General features: G+C 61.3%; 17 protein-coding genes, 1 tRNA gene and 3 pseudogenes. 12 read left to right on the forward strand and 9 right to left on the reverse strand.

Translation table 11 applies throughout. The annotated features are described in order from the left end of the window. Positions 1–333: 333 nt before the first annotated feature. Entirely contained in the window at positions 334–1518 is a 1185-nt protein-coding gene (locus tag ABIF91_RS28345) for a calcium-binding protein (protein ID WP_035669132.1), read from the reverse strand. Between the two features lie 217 nt (positions 1519–1735). Then, positions 1736–2974: an SMP-30/gluconolactonase/LRE family protein gene (locus ABIF91_RS28350; protein WP_424579512.1), complete on the reverse strand. Its 1239-nt coding sequence runs from the start codon at positions 2972–2974 to the stop codon at positions 1736–1738. A gap of 176 nt (positions 2975–3150) precedes the next feature. On the opposite strand from ABIF91_RS28350, the gene ABIF91_RS28355 reads away from it, so the two are divergent. The 5 genes and pseudogenes from ABIF91_RS28355 (at position 3151) to ABIF91_RS28375 (ending at position 7651) form a co-directional block, all read left to right on the forward strand. Then, positions 3151–3420, forward strand: a complete 270-nt coding sequence (locus tag ABIF91_RS28355; RefSeq protein WP_028180621.1) for a hypothetical protein — start codon at positions 3151–3153, stop codon at positions 3418–3420. 398 nt (positions 3421–3818) lie between these two features. Further along, complete coding sequence (locus tag ABIF91_RS28360) at positions 3819–5381, forward strand: 2-isopropylmalate synthase (protein WP_028180622.1); 1563 nt, start codon at positions 3819–3821, stop codon at positions 5379–5381. 215 nt (positions 5382–5596) lie between these two features. Next, positions 5597–6601 carry a TRAP transporter substrate-binding protein gene (locus ABIF91_RS28365; protein WP_028180623.1) on the forward strand — a complete coding sequence of 335 codons (1005 nt, stop codon included), beginning with the start codon at positions 5597–5599 and terminating at the stop codon, positions 6599–6601. A gap of 200 nt (positions 6602–6801) precedes the next feature. Continuing rightward, a pseudogene (locus tag ABIF91_RS28370) lies at positions 6802–7398 on the forward strand (Spy/CpxP family protein refolding chaperone). Positions 7399–7575: 177 nt separating this feature from the next. Continuing rightward, positions 7576–7651: transfer RNA gene (locus ABIF91_RS28375), tRNA-Lys, on the forward strand. A gap of 57 nt (positions 7652–7708) precedes the next feature. On the opposite strand, the gene ABIF91_RS28380 is transcribed toward ABIF91_RS28375, so the two are convergent. Next, positions 7709–8764, reverse strand: a complete 1056-nt coding sequence (locus tag ABIF91_RS28380; protein ID WP_050995009.1) for a hypothetical protein — start codon at positions 8762–8764, stop codon at positions 7709–7711. Between the two features lie 980 nt (positions 8765–9744). Here ABIF91_RS28380 and istA (ABIF91_RS28385) point away from each other — a divergent pair. Next, positions 9745–11280: an IS21 family transposase gene (istA, locus tag ABIF91_RS28385; RefSeq protein ID WP_424579513.1), complete on the forward strand. Its 1536-nt coding sequence runs from the start codon at positions 9745–9747 to the stop codon at positions 11278–11280. Here the strand turns inward: istA (ABIF91_RS28385) and ABIF91_RS28390 are convergent. From ABIF91_RS28390 to ABIF91_RS28405, 4 genes and pseudogenes are all read right to left on the reverse strand, one after another. Then, a complete protein-coding gene (locus ABIF91_RS28390) occupies positions 11268–11402 on the reverse strand; it encodes a hypothetical protein (protein ID WP_424579514.1) in 135 nt (44 codons plus the stop codon). The genes istA (ABIF91_RS28385) and ABIF91_RS28390 overlap by 13 nt on opposite strands. A 2-nt stretch (positions 11403–11404) precedes the next feature. Further along, positions 11405–12268, reverse strand: coding sequence for an IS21-like element helper ATPase IstB (istB, locus tag ABIF91_RS28395; protein WP_038952122.1), 864 nt, complete (start codon positions 12266–12268; stop codon positions 11405–11407). Beyond that, positions 12177–13767 (reverse strand): annotated as a pseudogene (gene istA, locus ABIF91_RS28400) (IS21 family transposase). Before istA (ABIF91_RS28400) ends, istB begins: the two are co-directional and overlap by 92 nt. A 112-nt stretch (positions 13768–13879) precedes the next feature. Continuing rightward, positions 13880–15142: pseudogene (locus ABIF91_RS28405) on the reverse strand (IS1380-like element ISBdi2 family transposase); the annotation flags it as partial. A gap of 479 nt (positions 15143–15621) precedes the next feature. Here ABIF91_RS28405 and ABIF91_RS28410 point away from each other — a divergent pair. From ABIF91_RS28410 to ABIF91_RS28420, 3 genes are all read left to right on the forward strand, one after another. After that, entirely contained in the window at positions 15622–15846 is a 225-nt protein-coding gene (locus ABIF91_RS28410; protein WP_424579515.1) for a hypothetical protein, read from the forward strand. After that, positions 15843–16070 (forward strand): hypothetical protein, encoded by a 228-nt coding sequence (locus ABIF91_RS28415; RefSeq protein WP_028181443.1) that lies wholly within the window; start codon positions 15843–15845, stop codon positions 16068–16070. The genes ABIF91_RS28410 and ABIF91_RS28415 overlap by 4 nt, the downstream gene beginning before the upstream one ends. Before the next feature lie 372 nt (positions 16071–16442). Continuing rightward, on the forward strand, positions 16443–18431 hold the full coding sequence (locus ABIF91_RS28420) for a hybrid sensor histidine kinase/response regulator (protein WP_051393991.1): 1989 nt from the start codon (positions 16443–16445) through the stop codon (positions 18429–18431). Here the strand turns inward: ABIF91_RS28420 and ABIF91_RS28425 are convergent. After that, positions 18387–19127, reverse strand: coding sequence for an RNA ligase family protein (locus tag ABIF91_RS28425; protein ID WP_244429980.1), 741 nt, complete (start codon positions 19125–19127; stop codon positions 18387–18389). The genes ABIF91_RS28420 and ABIF91_RS28425 overlap by 45 nt on opposite strands. Before the next feature lie 301 nt (positions 19128–19428). On the opposite strand from ABIF91_RS28425, the gene ABIF91_RS28430 reads away from it, so the two are divergent. After that, positions 19429–19623, forward strand: coding sequence for a hypothetical protein (locus ABIF91_RS28430; protein WP_035694373.1), 195 nt, complete (start codon positions 19429–19431; stop codon positions 19621–19623). Positions 19624–19666: 43 nt separating this feature from the next. On the opposite strand, the gene ABIF91_RS28435 is transcribed toward ABIF91_RS28430, so the two are convergent. Further along, on the reverse strand, positions 19667–19858 hold the full coding sequence (locus tag ABIF91_RS28435) for a hypothetical protein (RefSeq protein WP_080660029.1): 192 nt from the start codon (positions 19856–19858) through the stop codon (positions 19667–19669). A gap of 90 nt (positions 19859–19948) precedes the next feature. Between ABIF91_RS28435 and ABIF91_RS28440 the strand changes: the two genes are divergently transcribed. Both ABIF91_RS28440 and ABIF91_RS28445 read left to right on the forward strand, forming a co-directional pair. Continuing rightward, positions 19949–20224, forward strand: a complete 276-nt coding sequence (locus tag ABIF91_RS28440; RefSeq protein WP_424579516.1) for a hypothetical protein — start codon at positions 19949–19951, stop codon at positions 20222–20224. Positions 20225–21225: 1001 nt separating this feature from the next. Beyond that, positions 21226–22569 carry an IS1380-like element ISBdi2 family transposase gene (locus ABIF91_RS28445; RefSeq protein ID WP_208086440.1) on the forward strand — a complete coding sequence of 448 codons (1344 nt, stop codon included), beginning with the start codon at positions 21226–21228 and terminating at the stop codon, positions 22567–22569. The last annotated feature ends 13 nt before the right edge of the window (positions 22570–22582 follow it).

The following is a 22582-nucleotide window of genomic DNA, read 5'->3' on the forward strand; positions in this document are numbered from 1 at the left end:
CGCAGGATGGGTCCTTCGATGCCAGCGGCCACTTCCGTTCTGCACAAAGCGAAGGCCCGTCGCGGTGACAACGAAGGGCCTTGCAAGCGCTCTGGGCAACCAGCCAACCCGCAGAGCTATCGCATTGCCGCTTTGTGCGAGCTGAGTGCGCGCCTCGTCCTTCGAGACGACCGCTTCGCGGTCCCCTCAGGATGAGGCTAAACAGCATCGGCGCCCGTTGAGAGTAGCGCAACCCGTTCGGTCCTCATCCTGAGGGCCCGCCAACGGCGGGCGTCTCGAATGATGGCCACAGGCGAATCTCCCATATGCGATTGCCTTACGGCGAGCCGCGCCTCAGACGATGAAGTCCCTGGCATTGAGATCGGCTGCATGGATGCCGTCCAGCGTGATCGTGTCGTTGGCCGTCAGCTGGATCACCGCATTGCCGGCGCCGTCGTCGCTGATCAGGCTCTTCAGATCGGCCCAGCCCGCAAAGCCGTAAGCGTGGACGTCGATCACATCATGCTCCCGCACCATGCTGCCGACGGCCTTGTTGCCCTGATCGAAATCGTTGATCACGTCCTGGCCCGAGCCTGTCCCGAATACGAACAGATCGTTGTTTGGTCCGCCCCAGAGCTGATCATTGCCGCCACCGCCATTGAGGAGATCGCGGCCGCCCGTGATAGAGCCGGGCGCGGTTGGGGCATAGATGCGTGCATCGCCATACAGCCAATCGCCGCGCTCGCCGCCAAGAAGGATATCGTTTCCGCCTTGCGTATTGCCCGACATGTTCGAGGCATCCCCGGTGAGTGCGATGGACGTCGAGTCGGGATTGCCATCGACGGCCGCGATCAGGATGTCGTCGCCTCCACGAGCGTTGTCGCTCATGTAATAGGTATCCCCCTCGAGAGAGGCCCCTCCCGAACGGGCTTTGGCGCCGACGGTGTAAATGAGGATGTCGTTGCCGCCGCGCGTGTTGCCGCTCATAGCGTAGAGCGCATCCCCCGACATCGTCGCTCCGCCATAGATGCCGGCCTGGGTCACGTGGAGGATATCGTTGCCGCCATGGGCATTGTCGCTCATGATGTAGCCGGTGTCGCCGCCGAAGGAGCCAGACGCTCTGTTCCCCATCACTGCGGTGATATCGTCATTGCCTCCCCTTGCATCGCCCGACATCGTGTTTCCGGCGTCTCCCAGCACAGAGAGGCTCGAATATGTCGTGTACGAGGCATCGACATAGATCGTGTCATTGCCGCCACGGGAGTGACCGGACATCGTCTGCGCATCGCCGTCGATATACGCATAGGTGCCGTAGCCCTCGATGTCCGCGACGAGGAGGTCGTTTCCTCCGCGCGAACGCCCCTGGAGGTCTGCTTCGTCACCGAGCAAGGTCAAGACACCGTGGCCCGCACGGACCGTGGCTATCATTATATCGTTCCCGCCGTGGGCGTCGGTCGGCAGGCCCGGATCTCCAAAAGCGGTCACAACTTGCAGGTCTCCGACGCTGACGATGATCGTGTCGTTTGGCATGCGGCGCATCGCGCAACTCCCACCTGATGTTCGGTCGCGCTCGGAGAGAGCATCACGCTTCCCCCGCCACGCCACGGTCTGCTGCGCGACCTATCTTCGTTGAATTGATGGCGGAGATTTGCCCGAGGTTTGGGGAACTGCGATCAGCGTGTCGTCGTGCTGTCACAGAACGCAAATTCACGCGCCGGCGCTTCACGCCGGCGCGCTCGCTCGTGCACGGTTCCGCTCAGCCCGGCCCGGCGCCTTGTGTCGCCGTGTACACGGCGTAGAGCGATTGGCTCGCGGCCATGAACAGGCGGTTGCGCTTGGGGCCGCCGAAGCAGACGTTGCCGCAGACTTCAGGCAGGCGGATGCGGCCGAGCAGCTTGCCCTCCGGCGACCACACGGTCACGCCGCTGTAGCCGACGGAGCGGCCGGCATTGCTGGAGGCCCAGAGGTTGCCGTTGACGTCGCAGCGCAGGCCATCCGGTCCGCACTTCACACCGTCGATCACGCAATCGCTGAACTTCTTGAGGTTGGAGAGCTTGTTGTCGCTGCCGACGTCGAACACGAAGATCTCGCCCTTGCCGCCGGGACCGGTGTCGCCCGGCCCCTTGCCGGTCGAGGCGATGTAGAGCTTCCTGTAGTCGGGCGAGAAGCAAAGGCCGTTCGGGTCCGGCACCTGATCCTCAGTGACGACGAGATCGATGCGGCCGGAAGGATCGATGCGATAGCAGTTGGTCGGCAGCTCGCGCTTGCCCGGCACGAAGCCGGCCGGCTGCCCGATCCGCGGATTGAGCTTGCCGCCCGCATTGCTCGGTCCGCCCGCGACGTCGGGCTCGCCCTCATAGAGCTGGCCGCCATAGGGCGGATCGGTGAACCAGTAGCTGCCATCGGGATGCGCCGCGATGTCGTTCGGCGAGTTCAGCTTCTTGCCCTGATAGGAGTCGGCCAGCACCGTGGCGGTGCCGTCATGCTCGTAGCGCGTCACCCGGCGCGTCAGGTGCTCGCAGGAGAGCTGGCGGCCCTGGAAGTCGAAGGAGTTGCCGTTGGAATTGTTGGAGGGCGAGCGGAATACGGCGACGCGGCCGTCGTCCTCGCTCCAGCGCATCTGCCGGTTGTTGGGAATGTCGCTCCACAGAAGATACCGGCCCTGCGCGCTCCACGCCGGGCCTTCGGCCCATAGCAGTCCGGTGTACAGACGCTTGATCGCAGTGTTGGGCTGCGCGAGATCGTTGAAGGACGGATCGACCGCGATGATGTCGGGGTCCCAGAAATAAGTGGTCGGCGCGCCGTGGGGGCCGAAATCGCGCGGCGGGCTTGTGATGGTGGTCGGCGGTGCGGCGGGCCCGGTCTGGGCCAGCGCGGGGCCGGCTCCGATCACGGTCGCGGCGGCGCCCAGCGTAAGTCCCCGGACAAGTGTTCGTCGTGAAAGCGCAGCGTCGTGGTCACGCTGCTCGTGGTCACGAACCTCCTGGCGTGTCATCGCGTCCTCCCGATCATGTTCACTGGCCGGTTGATCCGGCCGAGCGGCCGAAGGTTAGTCCGGTCCGGTGTCGGTTGCGAGAGGTGGAATCGAAACCACGGCGCGATGGCGGGTCGCAATTTCGTCACCTTCGAGTGCGTTTTGGATGAGAGTTTGACGGGATAAAGCCGGAGCTCATTGTGCAAATTGTCGTCCTGGTCTTCATCCTCGCGATCGCATTTGCGGCCGGCTATTTCGCGCGCGACTACGTCTCCCGCAAAAGGCGCGCGGAGGCACGCCGCTGGCGCGAATACAGCGAACCGGATTGGCTCCATGCGAACGCGCCGGCCAATACCAACGAGCTTTCGAAGGCCGGCACCGCTGCACCCGTGCCGACCGGCGAACTCGGCCAGATGCTGGACCGCTGGGAGAGCCGGGCCCGAGCCCGCCGCACCGGCGCGGGATAGCCGCCTCAGGCTATGTGGGCCTGCTAGGTCAAATATGCTGACCATCTTTTGGCGTTGCAGTTACAGCCGTTTTTCGTCTAGAAACGGGCCGTACTGAGCCTTCCGGCAACGAACCGTCAACGGTTTTGGCCGAGGATTTGTGGCTCAAAAGGGTCCGGCAATGCTGATTCGCGGCCAAATCGAGGGGATTTCGGGGGAGGCGGCTCTGGCCGCCGCCACGACCTCGGCCGCGTTGCTGCCCACCCTCCTTATTGGCGGCCTCCTTCTTACTTGCCCCTGAGGGCCGGCTGGGCGCCATGCGCCTGGGCGCTCAGGGGTTGGTCGAGATCACCGGACACCTCAAGCGCCAAGGGACAAATCGGTCTGAACGGCGCAAACGCTCAAAAGGAAATTTCGTAATGGCCACCCAGAACAAGTCCGACAAGGACCGCGTCATCATTTTCGACACCACGCTGCGCGACGGCGAGCAGTGCCCTGGTGCCACCATGACCTTCGAGGAGAAGCTCGAGGTTGCCGAGCTGCTGGACGATATGGGCGTCGACGTCATCGAGGCCGGCTTCCCGATCACCTCCGAAGGCGACTTCCAGGCCGTCAGCGAGATCGCCCGCCGCTCCAAGAACGCGGTCATCGCCGGCCTCTCGCGTGCGCATCCGGCCGACATCGACCGCTGCGCCGAGGCGGTGAAATTCGCCAAGCGCGGCCGCGTCCACACCGTGATCGCGACCTCGCCGCTGCATATGCGGGTGAAGCTGAACAAGACCCCGGAGCAGGTGATCGAGACCTCGGTCGCCATGGTCGCGCGCGCCCGCAACCAGATCGACGACGTCGAATGGTCGGCGGAAGACGGCACCCGCAGCGAGATGGACTTTTTGTGCCGCATCGTCGAGGCCGTCATCAAGGCCGGCGCCACCACGGTGAACATCCCCGACACCGTCGGCTACACGGTGCCGGAGGAATACACCCACTTCATGAAGACTCTGATCGAGCGCGTGCCGAACTCGGACAAGGCCGTGTTCTCGGTGCACTGCCACAACGATCTCGGCATGGCGGTCGCGAACTCGCTGGCCGGCATCGTCGGCGGCGCGCGCCAGGTCGAGTGCACCATCAACGGCATCGGCGAGCGCGCCGGCAACGCTGCGCTCGAAGAGATCGTGATGGCGATCAACGTGCGTAACGACAAATTCCCCTACTGGAACAAGATCGACACCACCCAGCTGACCCGCGCCTCGAAGCTGGTGTCGGCGGCCACCTCGTTTCCCGTCCAGTACAACAAGGCGATCGTCGGCCGGAATGCCTTCGCGCACGAGAGCGGCATCCACCAGGACGGCGTGCTGAAGGACGCTTCCACCTACGAGATCATGCGGCCGGAGATGGTCGGCCTGAAGCAGTCCTCGCTGGTGCTCGGCAAGCACTCCGGCCGTCATGCCTTCGTGCACAAGCTGGAGGAGATGGGCTACAAGCTCGGTCCCAACCAGCTGGAAGATGCGTTTACGCGCATGAAGGCGCTGGCCGACCGCAAGAAGGACATCTACGACGAGGACATCGAGGCGCTGGTCGACGAGGAGATGGCGGCGTCCCACGACCGCATCAAGCTGACCTCGCTGACGGTGATCGCCGGCACCCATGGCCCGCAGCGCGCCACCATGAAGCTGGACGTCGACGGCCAGATCAAGATCGAGGAGGCCGAGGGCAACGGTCCCGTCGACGCGGTGTTCAACTGCATCAAGCGCCTGGTGCCGCACGAGGCCAAGCTGGAGTTGTATCAGGTCCACGCCGTCACCGAAGGTACCGATGCGCAGGCCGAAGTCTCGGTGCGGCTGTCGCATGACGGCCGTTCGATGACGGCACGCGCGGCGGATCCGGATACGCTGGTGGCCTCGGCCAAGGCCTATCTCGGCGCGCTCAACAAGATCGTCATGAAGCGCCAGCGCGACACGGTGACGACGGCGGCGGCGAGCTGACAAGCGAAGCCTGTCGTTCCGGGATGGTCCAAAGGACCAGCCCCGGAATTTCGAAATTCCGGATTCGGTCTCGGACCGCTCCGGAATACCGCCGGGGAGATGGCTGCCCTGCTAACGGCCAATAGCCTCTGGCGATGCCGGTCTGTATGAATGCAGCCGGCATGAGGACAGGCCGCTCGGCATGCCGGGCGGCCCAATAACACCAGGGAGAGATTATGCGCACCTTCGCGATCGCCGCGTCCATGGCGGTACTGGCACTTGGCCTGACCGGGCCGGCACTGGCCCAATCGCCAATCATCATCAAGTTCAGCCACGTCGTCGCCACCGACACGCCGAAGGGCAAGGGGGCGGAGAAATTCAAGGAGCTCGCCGAGAAATACACCGGCGGCAAGGTCAAGGTCGAGGTCTACCCGAACTCGACGCTGTACAAGGACAAGGAGGAGCTCGAGGCTCTCCAGCTCGGCAGCGTGCAGATGCTGGCGCCGTCCAACTCCAAGTTCGGGCCGCTCGGCATTCGCGAGTTCGAGGTGTTCGATCTGCCCTATATCCTGCCTGACCTGAAGACGCTGCGGAAGGTGACGGAAGGCCCGCTCGGCGCAAAGCTGCTCAAGCTGCTGGATGCCAAGGGCATCACCGGCCTTGCCTATTGGGACAACGGCTTCAAGCAGATGAGCGCCAACAAGAAGCTGATCACGCCTGCCGACTATCAGGGCGTCAAGTTCCGCATCCAGTCCTCGCGCGTGCTGCAGGCCCAGTTCAAGGCGCTCAGCTCGCTGCCGCAGGTCATGGCGTTCTCGGAAGTCTACCAGGCACTCCAGACCGGCGTGGTCGACGGACAGGAGAACACCTGGTCGAACATCTATACCCAGAAGATGCACGAGGTGCAGAAGTACATCACCGAGACCAACCACGGCTACATCGGCTACGTCGTGATCGTGAACAAGAAGTTCTGGGACGATCTGCCGGCCGACATCCGCGACCAGCTTTCCAAGGCGATGAAGGAGGCGACCGCCTTCAGCAACACGCAGTCGCAGAAGGAGAACGACGACGCGCTCGCCGAGATCAAGAAGAGCGGCAAGAGCGAGATCATCAAGCTCACGCCGGAGCAGGACGAGGCGATGCGCAAGGCGATGGAGCCGGTCTACAAGGATGCCGCAAGCCGCGTCGGCCAGTCGCTGATCGACGAGTTCCAGAAGGAAGCGAAGAGCACGACGAACTGATCCCAACGGACGATGAAATGATGAACGAAGGCTTCCGTGCGGTCCGCACGGAAGCCTTTTTGTTGCGAATGATTTCCGATCGTGGCTGGAGGTAAAATCGGCCGTTACATCTTCGTAACAACGCGCTCCCTGTCCAAGTTGTAAGTTGCGCGTCAGCCGCGCCGCGCTCATCCTCGCGCATCCTTCCAGAGGAGGTTCGTATGAGGAAATTCACCATCGCAGCCATCGCCGTGCTCAGCATCGCCGGCTCGGGCGCGGTCTATGCCCAATATCATCGCCCGTGGATGGAGCACGTCCGCCACATGCGCATGAACCCCGAGGACCGCGCCGCCTTCGTCGACGCGCGGATCGCCGCCGTCCATGCCGGGCTGAAGCTCAACGCCGATCAGGAGAAGCTGTGGCCGCCGGTCGAGGCCGCCGTGCGGGACTTCGCCAAGCTGCGCATCGATCGCGCCAATGCGCGGATGAATGCCGGGCCGGGCGATGCCGACAGGGCCGAGGATCCGATCGCCCGCCTGCGCCAGCGCGCCGAGGACATGGGCGCCAGCTCCGCCGCCCTGAAGAAGATCGCCGATGCCGCCGATCCGCTCTACAAGACCCTGGACGAGGGCTAGAAACGGCGCCTCGCGGTGCTGACCCGTCACCGCGGCCCGTTCGGCGGCGGCGAAGACGGCCCGCGGCACCGCCATTTCATGGAGCGCATGGACCGCATGATGGATCGGGGCATGGACCACTTCCACCATGACCGTTTCGACCGTGACGGCGGTCCGGACCGGGACCGCGAGGGCCGGCTCTGAGCGGATCGGGTTTCCGGCCATTAACCCTGGGGAAGCCGCTGGAATCCAGCGGCTTTTCGCTTTTTGCGTCCCGCGGAAGAGGCCTCGGCAAACCCTTGGAAAACCTTTATCGGATCGCTTGCCAGACCCGGATCGCTTTGCTAAACGACCGGCCTCGCAAGGCTTTAGCCGCCTTTCGGGCGCATAGCTCAGTTGGTAGAGCAGCTGACTCTTAATCAGCGGGTCCCAGGTTCGAGCCCTGGTGCGCCCACCAAGCTTTTCAATAGCTTAGGTACCTCTCGCGACAGCCATTCCGACAAGCGGTCAGCGGCTATTCCGACAAACCGGCTGTTTTTGTTCGCTCCTCGCGACGCTTCTTAGTGCCAGAGATCAGTTGCTTGCGTGTGCGTTTTGCATATGTCGGCAGTTGCCGCGCTGATCGATGGCGGCCCGCCGCGCGCAATTCGGCGTCGGTAAGATCGCTATCAGCCCCCTCCGTGAAGCCCCCGTGGCGGAAAGAGGTGAATGAGAGTTCATTTCGGATGCCGGCTTCGACAATGATGTCCTTAACGACACGTCGCAGGTAACGCAGATCCTTACGCTCGGTAATCCAAGGCAGGGGAGTGGATGCCCTGCGGTGTGCATGGTCTCGTCGAAAAACCAAGCCTGAGACCATCGTACTCTTAACCTCATCGAGCTCCGCCATCAGTTCTGGGAAGAGTGGCTCGCCCGTCTCATCGAATAGCGGCCACCAAGCCTCCTCGCCGTTTTTGGGATGCACGATCTTTACGCTATTCGGCCGCTCCTTGGGCCGATAGTGCGCGATTTCAAAGGCGCCGAAGACGTGTTCTTCTCTTTGCAACCATTCCCAAGCGACCAGTGCGGCTGTAGCCACTGAACTATATCCGAGTTTCTTTGCGGCGGCTCGAAACGCGACCAGTTCATCCCACGTTGCCGTGGGCGTCTCTCGCACAGGTTGGTTGGGCGAGCGCGCCTTCAGGCCCATCCGCGAGAATGGATTGATTGCTGGCACTAGCTTTTCCTGCGCACGCTGGCCGACAAACCAAGCGCGCCTGCAAGCGGTCATCGCCGCATTCGCAAACCGGCGGCGTTCGCGCTTGACGATGTTGCCCTCTTCATCCTTGTCTTCCACCACCAACAGCTTGGCGTAGATTGCATCGACAAAGCCTTTGCTGAATTGCGATATCTGCTTTGAGCCCGCGCGCGTCCCGTCTTTCAGCTCATGATCTGCAAAGAGTGCCAAGCCCTGCTCGTAGAGACGCTGCGTCTTATGATCGATCTCTCTCCATTTCTGATGTCCCTTGAAAATGCCGACGAGCCAGTCGAATGAGCCAGGCACCGAAGAAGGTGCCACCAGGTCGGTCAAGCCTCGCGACCGCCAGCTGTCGAAGGCTGGTAGGAGAATGTGTTCAGCTCGCTCAACGGCTGCCGTGTAGTCCTGGCCCAGAGCTACTGGCTCAATTTGACAGCCTTGTTTACGGGCCCAGGTCGGCGGTTCAAAGAAATATGCCCATCGACCATTCTTCAAGAGCTTTCGCCGGCAATAGCGCGGGAGCTTCAATGCGGTGCGAGGTGGTTTCATACGAGCGAAGCCAGATCTTGTTTTCGTGGGCTATCCGAATCCGGCTCGAGGAAGTTGTCAATGGCCGCCTTCAACCAAATTGGTTCTCGCGCACGTCCGACTCCGTGATAGCCCATCGGCGGAGGCGCTTCACCTCGGCCGACGCCGCGTGCCAACTCACTTGTGTCACGATAATCCAGGTATGCGGCCACAACATCAGCGCGCATAACCGCGGGCCAGGCGCCGGTTGGCGGGTAGCGGGCGGGAAGGGGCGATCGTGACGACATCGCACTTCTTTCGCACCGCTCAAGCATCAAGCAGAATGCAGTTAGCCAATTTAACTATCGGGGCTCTCACTGGGCAACGCTGCGTCACGAACGTCTCCGCGCACCTTCATATCGGGTGAATTCGAGATATAGGTGCCCCGTGGGTCGGTCAAAATCCCCCGGGTATGGTCACTTGAAACTCCCCCACCTGATGATCGCCGTCAGCGCCGCTGAACAGCAGTAGCCGGTCAGGCAGGACGTTTATGTTCGACCCCTTTAGCCAGCAAGGGGCCGGGGAGTTGAACGTCTTGAAGCGACATCTGTGCGGATTCCGATTTATTCCGGCCGGGTATTCCGACTTGAAGCCGGCCATCGTTCCGATTTGAAGCCGGCCACGATTCCGAAATGAAACCGGCCGGCATTCCGATTTGAAGTCGGCCGGGTTTTTGGAAGTCGGCGTTTTCGTTTGGATCAGTCCCTCAGGCATCAAGTCCCGCGTTGATCAACGTGGGGAAGCGGATGCCGGCCAAGAGAGAACTGACCATGCGACAGATACGACAGATGCTGCGGCTTGCCCGTGATGGGGTGAGCGCCCGGGAGATTGGGCGCACGCTCGGCGTGGCGCGCAGCACCATCCAGGACAACCTCAAGCGTGCCTCGACTGCCGGGCTGGCGTGGCCTTTGGCGGGCGATCTGACCGACGCCGTTCTTGAACAACGTCTGTTTGCCCATGCCGGCGTCAGGCGCGGCTTTCGCCGGCGCCGGGAGCCGGATTGGGCCTCGCTGGCCTGTGAGCTGAAGCGGCCTGGCGTCAATCTGATGGTGCTGTGGGAGGAGTACCGGGCGGTCCACCCGGAAGGTTATGGCTACAGCCGGTTCTGCGATTTATTCCGAGAATTCGACCGGCGGCTGTCTCCGACGATGCGGCAGGACCATCCGGCCGGCGACAAGGTCTTTGTCGATTACTCCGGCAAGAAGATCATGATCGTTGATCGCGAAACCGGGGTTGTACGCGATGCGGAGATCTTCGTCGCCGTGCTTGGCGCCTCGAATTACACCTACGCCGAGGCGACCTGGACGCAGACACTTCCGGACTGGATCGAGGCCCATGTCCGGATGTTCCGGTTCTTTGGCGGGGTGCCGCGCCTCGTCGTCCCTGACAATCTGAAGTCCGGCGTGCACCGGGCTTCGTTCTACGACCCTGAAATCAATCGCAGCTACGGGATGATGGCGTCCCATTACGGCGTTGGCGCCCTTCCGGCACGGCCAAGAAAGCCGCGGGATAAGGCAAAAGTGGAGGCCGGGGTTCGGTTTGCCCAGACCTATATCCTCGGGCGGCTTCGTCGCCAGACCTTCTTCTCGTTGGCCGAGGCGAACGCAGCCATTGCCGCTGCGCTGGAGCGGATCAACGCGCACATCATGCGCCGGCTCGGTGTCAGTCGCCGTCAATTGTTCGAGACGGTCGAGATGTCGGTCCTGGCGTCGTTGCCGGACGCCGATTATCAGTTTGCGGAATGGCGCGTGGCCCGCGTCTCGCTCGATTATCATGTCGAGATCGACGGCTTCTTCTACTCAGTTCCACACGGCCTGATCCGGGAGCAGGTCGACGTCCGCGCCACCACCCGGACCATCGAGCTGTTCCATCGGGGTTCGCGTGTTGCGGCTCACCAGCGCCGCTACGGCGGCCGCCGGCACGGCACCGATCCCGACCACATGCCCAGCGCGCATCGGCGTTACGCCGAGTGGACTCCCGAGCGGTTCCGTCGCTGGGGACGATCGATCGGGCTAAACACTGAGGGTCTCGTCCTCGCCATTCTGGCCAATCGGCCTCATCCCGAACAAGGATTCCGGACCTGTCTGGGTGTGCTTCGGCTGTTCAAGGATCTCGATCCGGAACGCGCCGAGTTGATCGCGGCCCGCGCGGTTGCGGTCCGCGCGCTGACCTACAAGAGCATCGCCTCGATCATCGCCAACAAGCTCGACCGCAGCGCTCGCCCCACCGATGACGTCGTCGTCGACCATCCCAATCTGCGCGGCCCCGGCTACTTCCATTGAAAGGAAAATCCAGCATGCTGACCCATCCCACGCTCGACCTGCTGCAAAATCTCGGTCTCCACGGCATGGCCAAAGGCTTCAAGGAGCTTGATGCCCAGCCCGAAGCACGCAGCCTCGAACATTGTCAATCGGCGTTTGACTGGGACCCCCTATCGGCCTCCAAAAGGGACCCCTTTGATCGGCGTGCTCTGCTGGTAGCGCTCGGGTCGTCGGAGCTGGTCGGGGTTGCGGAGACGGCGCGAGCGCGGGTTGTTTGAACATCGTCGCGGCTTTTGAATCGCCAGCTGTCGTTGCCGGTCTCGACGATGTCGCAGTGATGGGTCAATCGGTCGAGTAGCGCGGTGGTCATTTTGGCATCGCCGAACACGCTCGGCCATTCGCCGAACGCAAGATTTGTGGTGACAATGACTGAGGTGCGCTCGTAGAGCCGACTGATGAGATGGAACAAGAGCTGACCGCCGGATTGCGCGAACGGCAGATAGCCCAGCTCGTCGAGGACGATGAAGTCCATGCGGGTCAGATGCTCGGCGAGCCGTCCCTGCCGACCGTTGCGGGTTTCGGTCTCGAGCCGGTTGACGAGGTCGACGACGTTGTAGAAGCGTCCTCTAGCGCCATTGCGGATGCAACTTCTGGCGACGGCAATGGCCAGGTGTGTTTTGCCTGTACCGGTGCCGCCAACCAGCACGACGTTGCGTTGTTGGGCGATGAAGCCGCCGTCAGCGAGATCATTGACGAGAGTCTGATTGATCGGCGTGCCGTCGAACTGGAAGTCGGCGATGTCCTTGGCGAGCGGCAGCTTGGCAATGGTGAGCTGGTATTTGATCGACCTGGCTTGCTTCTCGTTGATCTCGGCGTTGAGCAGGTCGCCGACAATGCGCTGAGGTTCGTGCTGGCGCTTAACGGCAGTTGCCATGATCTCGTCGAAGGCAGCCTTCATGCCGTAGAGCTTGAGTTCGCCCATGAGGTCGAAGATTTGGGTTCGTTCCATCAGATGGTCCTCCGGAGGTTGTCGTAGCGGGCACAATCGGCGATCGGTGCATGACGGAGCGTCAGTGCGGCCGGCGTCATGATGTTGGCCGGTGGGGCGGGTTCACGTTGACGGGCCAGGATATTGAGAACGACATCGGCGGAATGAACGCCATGAGCGACCGCCTCGGCGCAGGCGGCTTCCACCGCGGGCAATCCGTCTGTCAGCACCGCATTGAGGATGTCGACCATCTGTCGATTGCCATCGTCGGCACCGGCGAGTTTGCGCCGTACACGCTCAATCGCTGCGGGCAGCACCCAGTCCTTGAAGGGAGCGCCATTACGCAAGGCACCGGGCTTGCGCACCAGCACGGGCACATAGTGCCAAGGGTCGTAGACCGTCTCGCCGCGACCGAATGATCGCGGGTGCTCGGCAACGATACGTCCATCCTGACGGATCACGATGCGATCGGCATAGGCTTGAACCTCGACCGGTCGTCCGACTGCGCTGGCTGCGACCGAGTACTTGTTGTTGTCGAAGCGCACCAGGCAGGTCTTCGAGACCGATGCCGTCACCGCATGGAAGCCGTCGAAGCGGCCGGCATAGGGAACGAGTTTGGGGCGTTCGGCTTCGAACACGTCCCAGATCGTCTGATCGGTCAGCTCCGGATGGCGATGAGCCTTGGCGTAGGCGATGCATTTGTCGAGCAGCCAGGCGTTTAACTCGTCGAGGGTTTTGAACCGCAGCCGCGGCGTGAAGAAGCGTTCCCGGACCAGCCCGACCTGGTTCTCGACTTGCCCCTTCTCCCAGCCCGACGCTGGCGTACAGGCGACCGGATCGACCAGATAGTGGCTGCACATCTGCAGGAAGCGGCGATTGTAGAGACGGCCTTTACCGACAAAGATCGTCTCCACCGCGGTCTTCATGTTGTCGTAGATGCCGCGGGTGCAGGTGCCTTTGAACAAGGCGAATGCCCGGTCGTGGGCGTCGAACACCATCTCCTGCGTCTCCCGCGGATAGGCCCGCACGAACAGCATGCGGCTGTGACAGAGCCGGACATGAGCAGCCTTCACCATCACCGTGGTGCCGCTCAGCAGGACGACCTCGTGGCTCCAGTCGAACTGGTAAGCTTCGCCGGGTGCAAAGCTCAGCGGCACATAAGCCGACGCTGTCGAGGTGCCGCGTTCCTTGCTCCACCGTCGTGCGTATCGACGAACCGCATCATAGCCGCCGGCATAACCCAGGCCGCGAAGCTCCTCGAATAGCCGGATCAGCGTCAGCCGTTCCCGCGCCGCCTTGCTCTCATTCCCTGCCAGCAACCGATCAAGCTCGGCACTCCAGGCACCCATCTTCGGGAGCGGCTGCGTCTCGCGCTCGTACCGGAACTCCGTCGCTTGAGAACGAATGACCTTGCGAACCACCTTCCGCGATACGCCAAGTTCTCGGCAGATCGCCTTGATCGGACGACCATCAACAAAGTAGGCGCGACGGATCTTACCAATCGTCTCCACCACCAGCATCCCAACCTCGGCTTCCATGACTCGATGGAAGCCACTGTGGACCCTTATCCCGGGGTCCCGATTGGATGCCGATCACCCCGAAAACGGGGTCCTTATTCCATGCCGAAACACAAATGCGGCTCGTGGTCTCGACGACACGGGCGGCGATTTTCAAGAGCCGAAGACGCAGCGTCGCGAACTCGGCAGCGGCCAATTCCCGGGCTTTGGGAATGGCGTCGCGCACGGTCAGCATCAGCCAATAAGCGGCCGTATGGAGCACGAGACGGACCTGGTTGGCGAGCGCCGAACGGCAGCTGGTGCGATCGGAGGCGAGCTGCGTCTTATGCAGCTTGATCAGATTCTCGGCTTGGCCGCGCGCGCAATACAGGCTGTCGTAGATCCACTCGGCCGAGCCGACATCGAGGCTGGTGACGACGAAGCGGATGTCGAGGCCGAGCATCGTCGCCTCAATACGGGCGACAGTGCGCCGTTCGCGATCCCAGGACTTTGCCTTGTGGCGCGTCTCGGTATAGCCACGCAGAACCGGCAGGTTCTCGATGGCGCGTCGCGTGCGGATGTCGTCGGCGACCTCGTCGACTTTTCTGGCGAGAGGCTTGGTGCCGGACAGACCGAAGATGTAGTCGATGCCGTTGGTCTCGCACCACGCCATTGCCTCCGGCCGGGCATAGTGCCCGTCGCCACGGAACGTAATTTGCGTGTTGTGCCATCGCGTCCGGATATGCCGTACCAGGCGGCGCAGATGGGCACGCACCTCGACGCCGCCCGGCGTCTTGCCGGGCCGCAGCACGACGGCCACGGGCCGGCTCTTCTCCGTGTCGTAGACGTGGATCGGCAGGAAGCAGCGTTCGTCATAATGAGCGTTGAACAGCGAGAGCTGCTGATGGCCGTGGACGACGTCGCAGGTATCATCGATGTCGAGCGTGACGGATGCCGGCTCGCGCGGGTAGCTATCCATCCATGCGTCGACCAAAGTGTAGGTCAGCCGGATCACGTCGCGCAGGCGCGGAGCATTCTCCAGCCGCGACAGCGTCGGCTGGGAACACAAATCCCGGCCCGTGTCCGGTAGGCGACCGCAGGCCAGCTTGAATGCCGGATCGGACCTCAGATGATCGAGGTCGTCGGCGTCCTCGTAGCCGCAGCAGATCGCGAACATGCGAGCGCGGAACATATCGACCAGGCTGTGCACGACCCGCGTCGGATCGCGCCGATCCGGGAACACCCGGGCCAGATTGTTGGCCAAACCGAGACGCCGCTCGGCCATCGCCAGAAGCATCACGCCCCCGTTCGAGGTTAGGCGCCCACCATCGAAGGCAGCTGTGACTTTCTTGGCGTGAACGGCTGGAAACGAGAAGGGCGGAATCGTATCGTCGGTCATGGCGGGCGTGGCGTTCGCGGTTGGAGGTGATGGGGTTGGCTTCGCAACCGAATCCTACGCCGCATCAGCGCTTTACCCCTCAGGCGCACTCTTACGAATAAGACGGGTTAAGTTGAAGAAAGATTGAGTGACTCCCGATCATTTCTGTGCCGAAACGTGGAGTCGCGGTCGTGCCGCGTCCAAAGAAACCGGCGCGAGCGGCCTATTAGACGCGGTAGGTGCTCAGCCTCCGAAACGAGACTATCAAGCATGAAGAGATCGAGCGCGAGGCAGAGGTTTTATTTGTGTTGAATTCTTGCTTCTCGATAGTGGTCTGAAATCGTATCATCGGTCATGGCGGGCGTGGCGTTCGCGGTTGAAGGTGATGGGGTGGCTTCGCAACCGAATCCTACGCCGCATCAGCGCTTTACACCACGCTCGCCAGCCTCTCAGGCGCCCTCTCGCGAATAAGACGGGCTAGTGTGCCGATTTCCGCGGAGGTGACGGCACTCACGGGCATCACCGACGAGATGGTCGCCGGCCACAGGTTCGACGACGCGGCCATCACCGCCTTCGCGGAAAACGCGGTCATCGTCATCGCGCACAACAGCGGCTTCGTCACGTTTTCCGGTTCAGTTTGGCATGCCGAGGCGGAAAGCACCGGCATTCGGCCAGGTGAAGGCGGAAATTTTTGGAAGCTGGCTGTGAAGCGGGGGTCAAAATGACTTTAGATGAAGCAAACGCTGAGTTGTGCCGCCATCGCGATCTTGCGCTCACGGCCTATGCGCACCGTCTGCTCGCTCAAGGTGCCGACATTCACGGCGAACAGTTTCGTGCGGACCTGGCGAAATACGCCGGGGAGTTGGAGGCGTGGCGGCGCAAGGCTCTGGATCGCTTGCGGCAATTTGTCGAGGCGATGACGGAGCGGCCGTCCGCGACGTTGCATTGAGGGCGAGTTGGCGGCCGAGCGCTTTATGCCCCGGCCGTGCCACCTTCTGCGCCAGATCGCGTGCGGTAATCGAGACATCGGCGGATGTGTACCCGGCCTGATTATCGCGAATGGCCCTGGCGTCTGATAGACGTTGGGGCCATTGCTTTTTTTGGTCGTGCTCATTGGCGCGCGGAAGCCGGCTCTTGGGTGCGAGCGGAAGTGATATGCTCGACCGGGGCCTTACTGGTTGTAAACCCAAGGCGGACGGTCGGCGCACCGTCATGCCCAAGGTACTGGGCCGTTGAAAACACGGCCTGACAAGCAATTCAATTGCAGCTACGCTCCATGCCGAATGCGGCTGTACCAGGTGCACATGGTGCGGAATTCCATATGGCCGAAGCATTGGACAATCCTACCTTCTCGCCGGCATACCAAACGCCGACATCCGCACAACGCCGCTTTGCCCTCGTTGTCGTTGTACTTCAGTTCGTGACCTGTGCGATCGTGGCGCCATTTCCGACACGCGTGCCGCGAATTGATAGCTTCGTCCCTGTCATTCTGACCATCGTATTTGTCGCTGATCTCATCACTGCTGTTCTGTTGTTTAGCCAATCTCTTATAATCGCCTCACGAGCACTCGTGGTCCTCGCAAATGGCTATCTCTTTTCCGCGTTGATAGTCATTCCGCATGCGCTCACTTTTCCTGGCGCGTTCGCGCCGAAAGGCCTTCTTGGTGCGGGGGTTCAGAGTAGCGGGTGGCTCAATTTCTTCTGGCACCTTGGCTTTCTTGTTGCCGTGGCTGGCTATGCCTGTTTGAGGGGCGAAAGACATAGGGGTGATGCCGTCCCAACCTCAGCGCTGCCCGTGTTCTTCCGAAGCCTGGCGATTCAAATCAGCCTGGTGTGCGCACTCACCTGGGCCGTCACGGCAGGTGACACCTCGATGCCGCGGATGTTTTTCGATGATCTCACTCCTGCGCCACTCATACGCTACGCCGCCGGAACGCTTGTGCTGATTTCTCTGCTTGTTCTGGTGCTGATGCGGACGCATCGAATGTCGGTACTCGATCTGTGGATCGCGGTTGCGATCTGCATGTTGATATCTGAAATGACGCTTGTGACCCTCGGACTGACTGCCCGATTTTATCTAGGATGGTATGTCAGCCGCACATTGGCGGTCGCATTTTCATCGGCCGTTTTGATAGCTCTGCTCTACGAGATGGCATCACTTTATACACCGCTGCAGAACGCGGTGCGGGAGGTCAAGGAAGCTGACCGCGCAAAATCGAACTTCCTTTCCGCGGCGAGTCATGATCTGCGGCAGCCATTGCAGACCTTGAGCTTGCTTCAACGTGCCTTAAAGGAACACATTCATGGTGCCGAAGCCGGTGCAATTCTGACTGAAATCTCGCGCTCAATAGACACGATGGGTAGCATGTTAAACAGTCTTCTTGACGTCAGTCGTCTTGAATCGGGTGCAGTGGCTCCTTCGATAAGCTCATTCCCGGTAAATGCCGTGTTTGACGTCGCCGCGGACTTCTCGAAGCTCGCAGAAGAAAAAGGCTTAGAACTACGCGTCGTTCGATCCGGGCTGATGATTCGTAGTGATCAGCGAATGCTAGAAGAAATGGTCCGCAATCTGATTGCCAATGCGCTACGCTACACTTCTCGGGGAAAGGTGTTGATCGGCTGTCGTCGCGCCGATGATAAGGTCCGCATTGAAGTGTGGGACAGTGGCGTCGGAATTTCAGAACAAGACATCGCCCGCATATTTGATGAATACTATCAGGGTCCGCAAGGTCCACACTCCGACGGCGTCGGTCTCGGTCTTGCAATCGTACAACGATTGGGGAAACTCCTCGACCATCACGTCGCTGTTCACTCGGTTCTCGGCAAAGGCTCCGTCTTTTCCGTCGAAGTCCCGGTGACGAACGAAAGTCTAGTCGCCAACCATCCCTCGATGCCGTCACCCGACGTCGCCGACACGTCATTCACGGGCATGATCCTCCTGATTGAGGATGATAGCGACGTGCGGCGCGCGCTTGATCGCCTGTTACGCACTAAAGGAATAAGAGCGCTATCTGCGGCATCCGGGGAGGAGGCACTCGCTCTGGTCACAGCGAAAGGGATGCGTCCTGACCTAGTCATATCGGATTATAATCTCCCAGGCGAAATGAATGGGATTGAGAGCATTGAGGCTGTACGTGTGGCTCTCGCGTGGAGAGTCCCAGGAATCGTGTTGACCGGCGATATAAGGCTTCACGTGGTCGATTCGGTCACCGCGCATGGTCTTAGTGTCGTCGTCAAGCCAGTCCGCGCTGACGAACTGCTGCAGCTAATTAGAAGGTGTGGCTGCAGTGCGCCGACCGCGAATGGTTGATCTCAGAAGTCGAATCTGGTTGATTGCCGACGGTCCGGCCTCGGCCCCAAGGCGAAGTGGTCCAATCGGCCGTTGAGGTCCGGCGTTAGTGCAGAGCGGACCTGCCGCTCTGCTCACAGCTCGCGCTCCCGGGTGACTACGGCTTTTTACTTTGACCCAGTACTTGCATCGCCCGGCTTGATAAGGCCGGTCGCGACGTTTCGACGCCAGTCCCTCAAGCCCCATGTTGCATGCAGCGCGAAACAGATCAGGCCCAAGCTCACCCCGTTCGAAGGGATTGACGAAGACACCTTCAGGACGTCGCGCCAGCAGGTGCTCCAAGCTCGCCTTCCGCATCGACAGCGGGAGCATGCGGAAGTCGTCACCGCCTTCGGCGAGTATATCGAAGGCGCAGAACTGCACTTCGTAATCATGTTTGCGCGAGTGCAGCGCGTTGAAATCTGAAATGCCATCGACGCCCAGCACGACAGCTTCGCCGTCGAGCACGAATTGCTTTTGGCGGACCTTACGAGCGGCTTCCACGATCCATGGATAACGGCTCGACCAATTGTAGCCGCCACGCGTGATCAGGCGCACGCGGTCGCCATCGCGCTCCAGGCGGAGGCGATAGCCGTCATATTTTATTTCATGAAGCCAATCGGGGCAGTCGGGGACCGAAGTACCCTTGGTCGGCAGGCAAAACTCAAATGACCGCATGCGGGAAAAATAGGCATTCGCGGCCGGAATACGAGAGGCAGCGAGCGGTCGAAAGCTGCGGCCTGCTCTCCGGCCGCCGCCCCGTGTGTTCACTGGCAGCGGGAACCAAATGGCCGGAGGTAAGTTGATCCTTCCGGATCACGCCTCGACAACGTGATGCCGACAAAGGCCTCAGCTCGGCGCCAGCCCCGGAGCTGAGGCTTTTTTGTCGCTTGTGTACATTTTTGTACAAACTACCGGAACGCCGCTCGCATTTCTGACTTGCATCCCACGGGGAATTCGATTTGTGGGATAAGAAAACGTGCCACGCTACACCTCGTTCGCCCGAGAGGCGGCAGCAACGCTGCTTCGAATGGCAAAAACAACAAAAGACCCGCAGGTTGCGTCGGGATTGATCCAGCGAGCGGCCGACCTGAAGGACCGCACCGGCGAGTCGCCCAGCGTTGATATCGAGGCAATAGTAGAAGAGCCGGCAAAGCCTCTGACAAAGAACTAAGGCCGCGTCCAGCGCGGCCTCCTATCTACGATCATCCTTCCGCCTAGCCGCGGTCGTGGTGGTGGTGATGATGGTGTCCGTGGTTCTCGTGCCGGACGCCTCCACCTCCGGAATGCGCAATAGCGTTCGACGTGAGGGAGGTCGACAGCAGCATAGTCACGGCGGGCGGTGTGACCGCCGCGAATTTTCCGCAAGTCTTCAGAAACTCACGCCGGTCGTCGTCTTCAGCGGACATAGCGCCAATCCTCCGATGTTGGGCGATACACGATTTAAAATAGCACCAATTAAATAAATTCAAATATTTAAAGTGGTTCCAATGTTCTCGATGGCCCTACTGTTCCATGGTATTGTCCTGGCCTTATCGCGCTGGAGGGCGATCCATGGGGAACTATGTGCATTTGCAAACCCACGGTATGGCACCGAAAGAAATTGCTTGTCTACAAAGGCTTACGAACAAACGCTGCGTGTCCTCTGTGTTAAAGACCGCGACGATCCGCTCACGGAATTAGTGGCGAAAACAATCATCAAGATCGCCCAAAAAGGGCTCAAAGACCCTGCACAGATTTCGGCGCAGGCGATCACCGAACTCGAATTGCGGTAGGCGATCCCCGACGCTTGGAACTGAAACACCTCCGCGATCGGCGGGTTAGCTACTTGGCTGCGGGGCTTCGCAACGTGCGAGGCGCGCCATGACCCCTGTCCCAGTGGGCGATGTGTTCCTCACGGTCGCAGTCATGGCCGTGACGTTCGTCGTCGAGATCGGCCTTTTCAGCCTGATCGGAATGTTCTGAATGGAGCGCTCATCCCGCTCAGGATAGCGCGTGCCGGATGCCTTAGTTTCGGCTCAAATATTTCAAGATCGCCCGCAACCATCGTCGCCGTCGGCGTCATGCGTAATTGCGGAGAACTCGCTATGGACGAAGGCGAGGAACAGCAAGAGCTTCAACGCGAGATCATGCGCTACCGCATGACGAGTGCGACGTTGCCGACCCGCTCGCGCTTGGGCTCCTGCACGACATCCTCGCGGAATTAGAAGCGGCGCTGCAGGCTCAGGGACCAGAGCCTTAGCGGGCGCTGACGCAGGCAATCAGCGCAGCTCCAGCATGGCTGAATTCAATCAGCTCTTCAGCGCTCCAATGCATCTAGCCCGTCTTATTCGCGAGAGGGCGCCTGAGAGGCTGGCGAGCGTGGTGTAAAGCGCTGATGCGGCGTAGGATTCGGTTGCGAAGCCACCCCATCACCTTCAACCGCGAACGCCACGCCCGCCATGACCGATGATACGATTTCAGACCACTATCGAGAAGCAAGAATTCAACACAAATAAAACCTCTGCCTCGCGCTCGATCTCTTCATGCTTGATAGTCTCGTTTCGGAGGCTGAGCACCTACCGCGTCTAATAGGCCGCTCGCGCCGGTTTCTTTGGACGCGGCACGACCGCGACTCCACGTTTCGGCACAGAAATGATCGGGAGTCACTCAATCTTTCTTCAACTTAACCCGTCTTATTCGTAAGAGTGCGCCTGAGGGGTAAAGCGCTGATGCGGCGTAGGATTCGGTTGCGAAGCCAACCCCATCACCTCCAACCGCGAACGCCACGCCCGCCATGACCGACGATACGATTCCGCCCTTCTCGTTTCCAGCCGTTCACGCCAAGAAAGTCACAGCTGCCTTCGATGGTGGGCGCCTAACCTCGAACGGGGGCGTGATGCTTCTGGCGATGGCCGAGCGGCGTCTCGGTTTGGCCAACAATCTGGCCCGGGTGTTCCCGGATCGGCGCGATCCGACGCGGGTCGTGCACAGCCTGGTCGATATGTTCCGCGCTCGCATGTTCGCGATCTGCTGCGGCTACGAGGACGCCGACGACCTCGATCATCTGAGGTCCGATCCGGCATTCAAGCTGGCCTGCGGTCGCCTACCGGACACGGGCCGGGATTTGTGTTCCCAGCCGACGCTGTCGCGGCTGGAGAATGCTCCGCGCCTGCGCGACGTGATCCGGCTGACCTACACTTTGGTCGACGCATGGATGGATAGCTACCCGCGCGAGCCGGCATCCGTCACGCTCGACATCGATGATACCTGCGACGTCGTCCACGGCCATCAGCAGCTCTCGCTGTTCAACGCTCATTATGACGAACGCTGCTTCCTGCCGATCCACGTCTACGACACGGAGAAGAGCCGGCCCGTGGCGGTCGTGCTGAGGCCCGGCAAGACGCCGGGCGGCGTCGAGGTGCGTGCCCATCTGCGCCGCCTGGTACGGCATATCCGGACGCGATGGCACAACACGCAAATTACGTTCCGTGGCGACGGGCACTATGCCCGGCCGGAGGCAATGGCGTGGTGCGAGACCAACGGCATCGACTACATCTTCGGTCTGTCCGGCACCAAGCCTCTCGCCAGAAAAGTCGACGAGGTCGCCGACGACATCCGCACGCGACGCGCCATCGAGAACCTGCCGGTTCTGCGTGGCTATACCGAGACGCGCCACAAGGCAAAGTCCTGGGATCGCGAACGGCGCACCGTCGCCCGTATTGAGGCGACGATGCTCGGCCTCGACATCCGTTTCGTCGTCACCAGCCTCGATGTCGGCTCGGCCGAGTGGATCTACGACAGCCTGTATTGCGCGCGCGGCCAAGCCGAGAATCTGATCAAGCTGCATAAGACGCAGCTCGCCTCCGATCGCACCAGCTGCCGTTCGGCGCTCGCCAACCAGGTCCGTCTCGTGCTCCATACGGCCGCTTATTGGCTGATGCTGACCGTGCGCGACGCCATTCCCAAAGCCCGGGAATTGGCCGCTGCCGAGTTCGCGACGCTGCGTCTTCGGCTCTTGAAAATCGCCGCCCGTGTCGTCGAGACCACGAGCCGCATTCGCCTTGCGTTTGCCGCGGCATGTCCCGAAGCCGACCTGATCTGCGGCTTGCCCGGCGCGCTGCTGCCGCTCGGTCCTTGACCGGCGGGGCGTC

Source organism: Bradyrhizobium sp. USDA 241, assembly GCF_049739505.1.
GTDB classification, from domain to species: Bacteria; Pseudomonadota; Alphaproteobacteria; order Rhizobiales; family Xanthobacteraceae; genus Bradyrhizobium; species Bradyrhizobium liaoningense.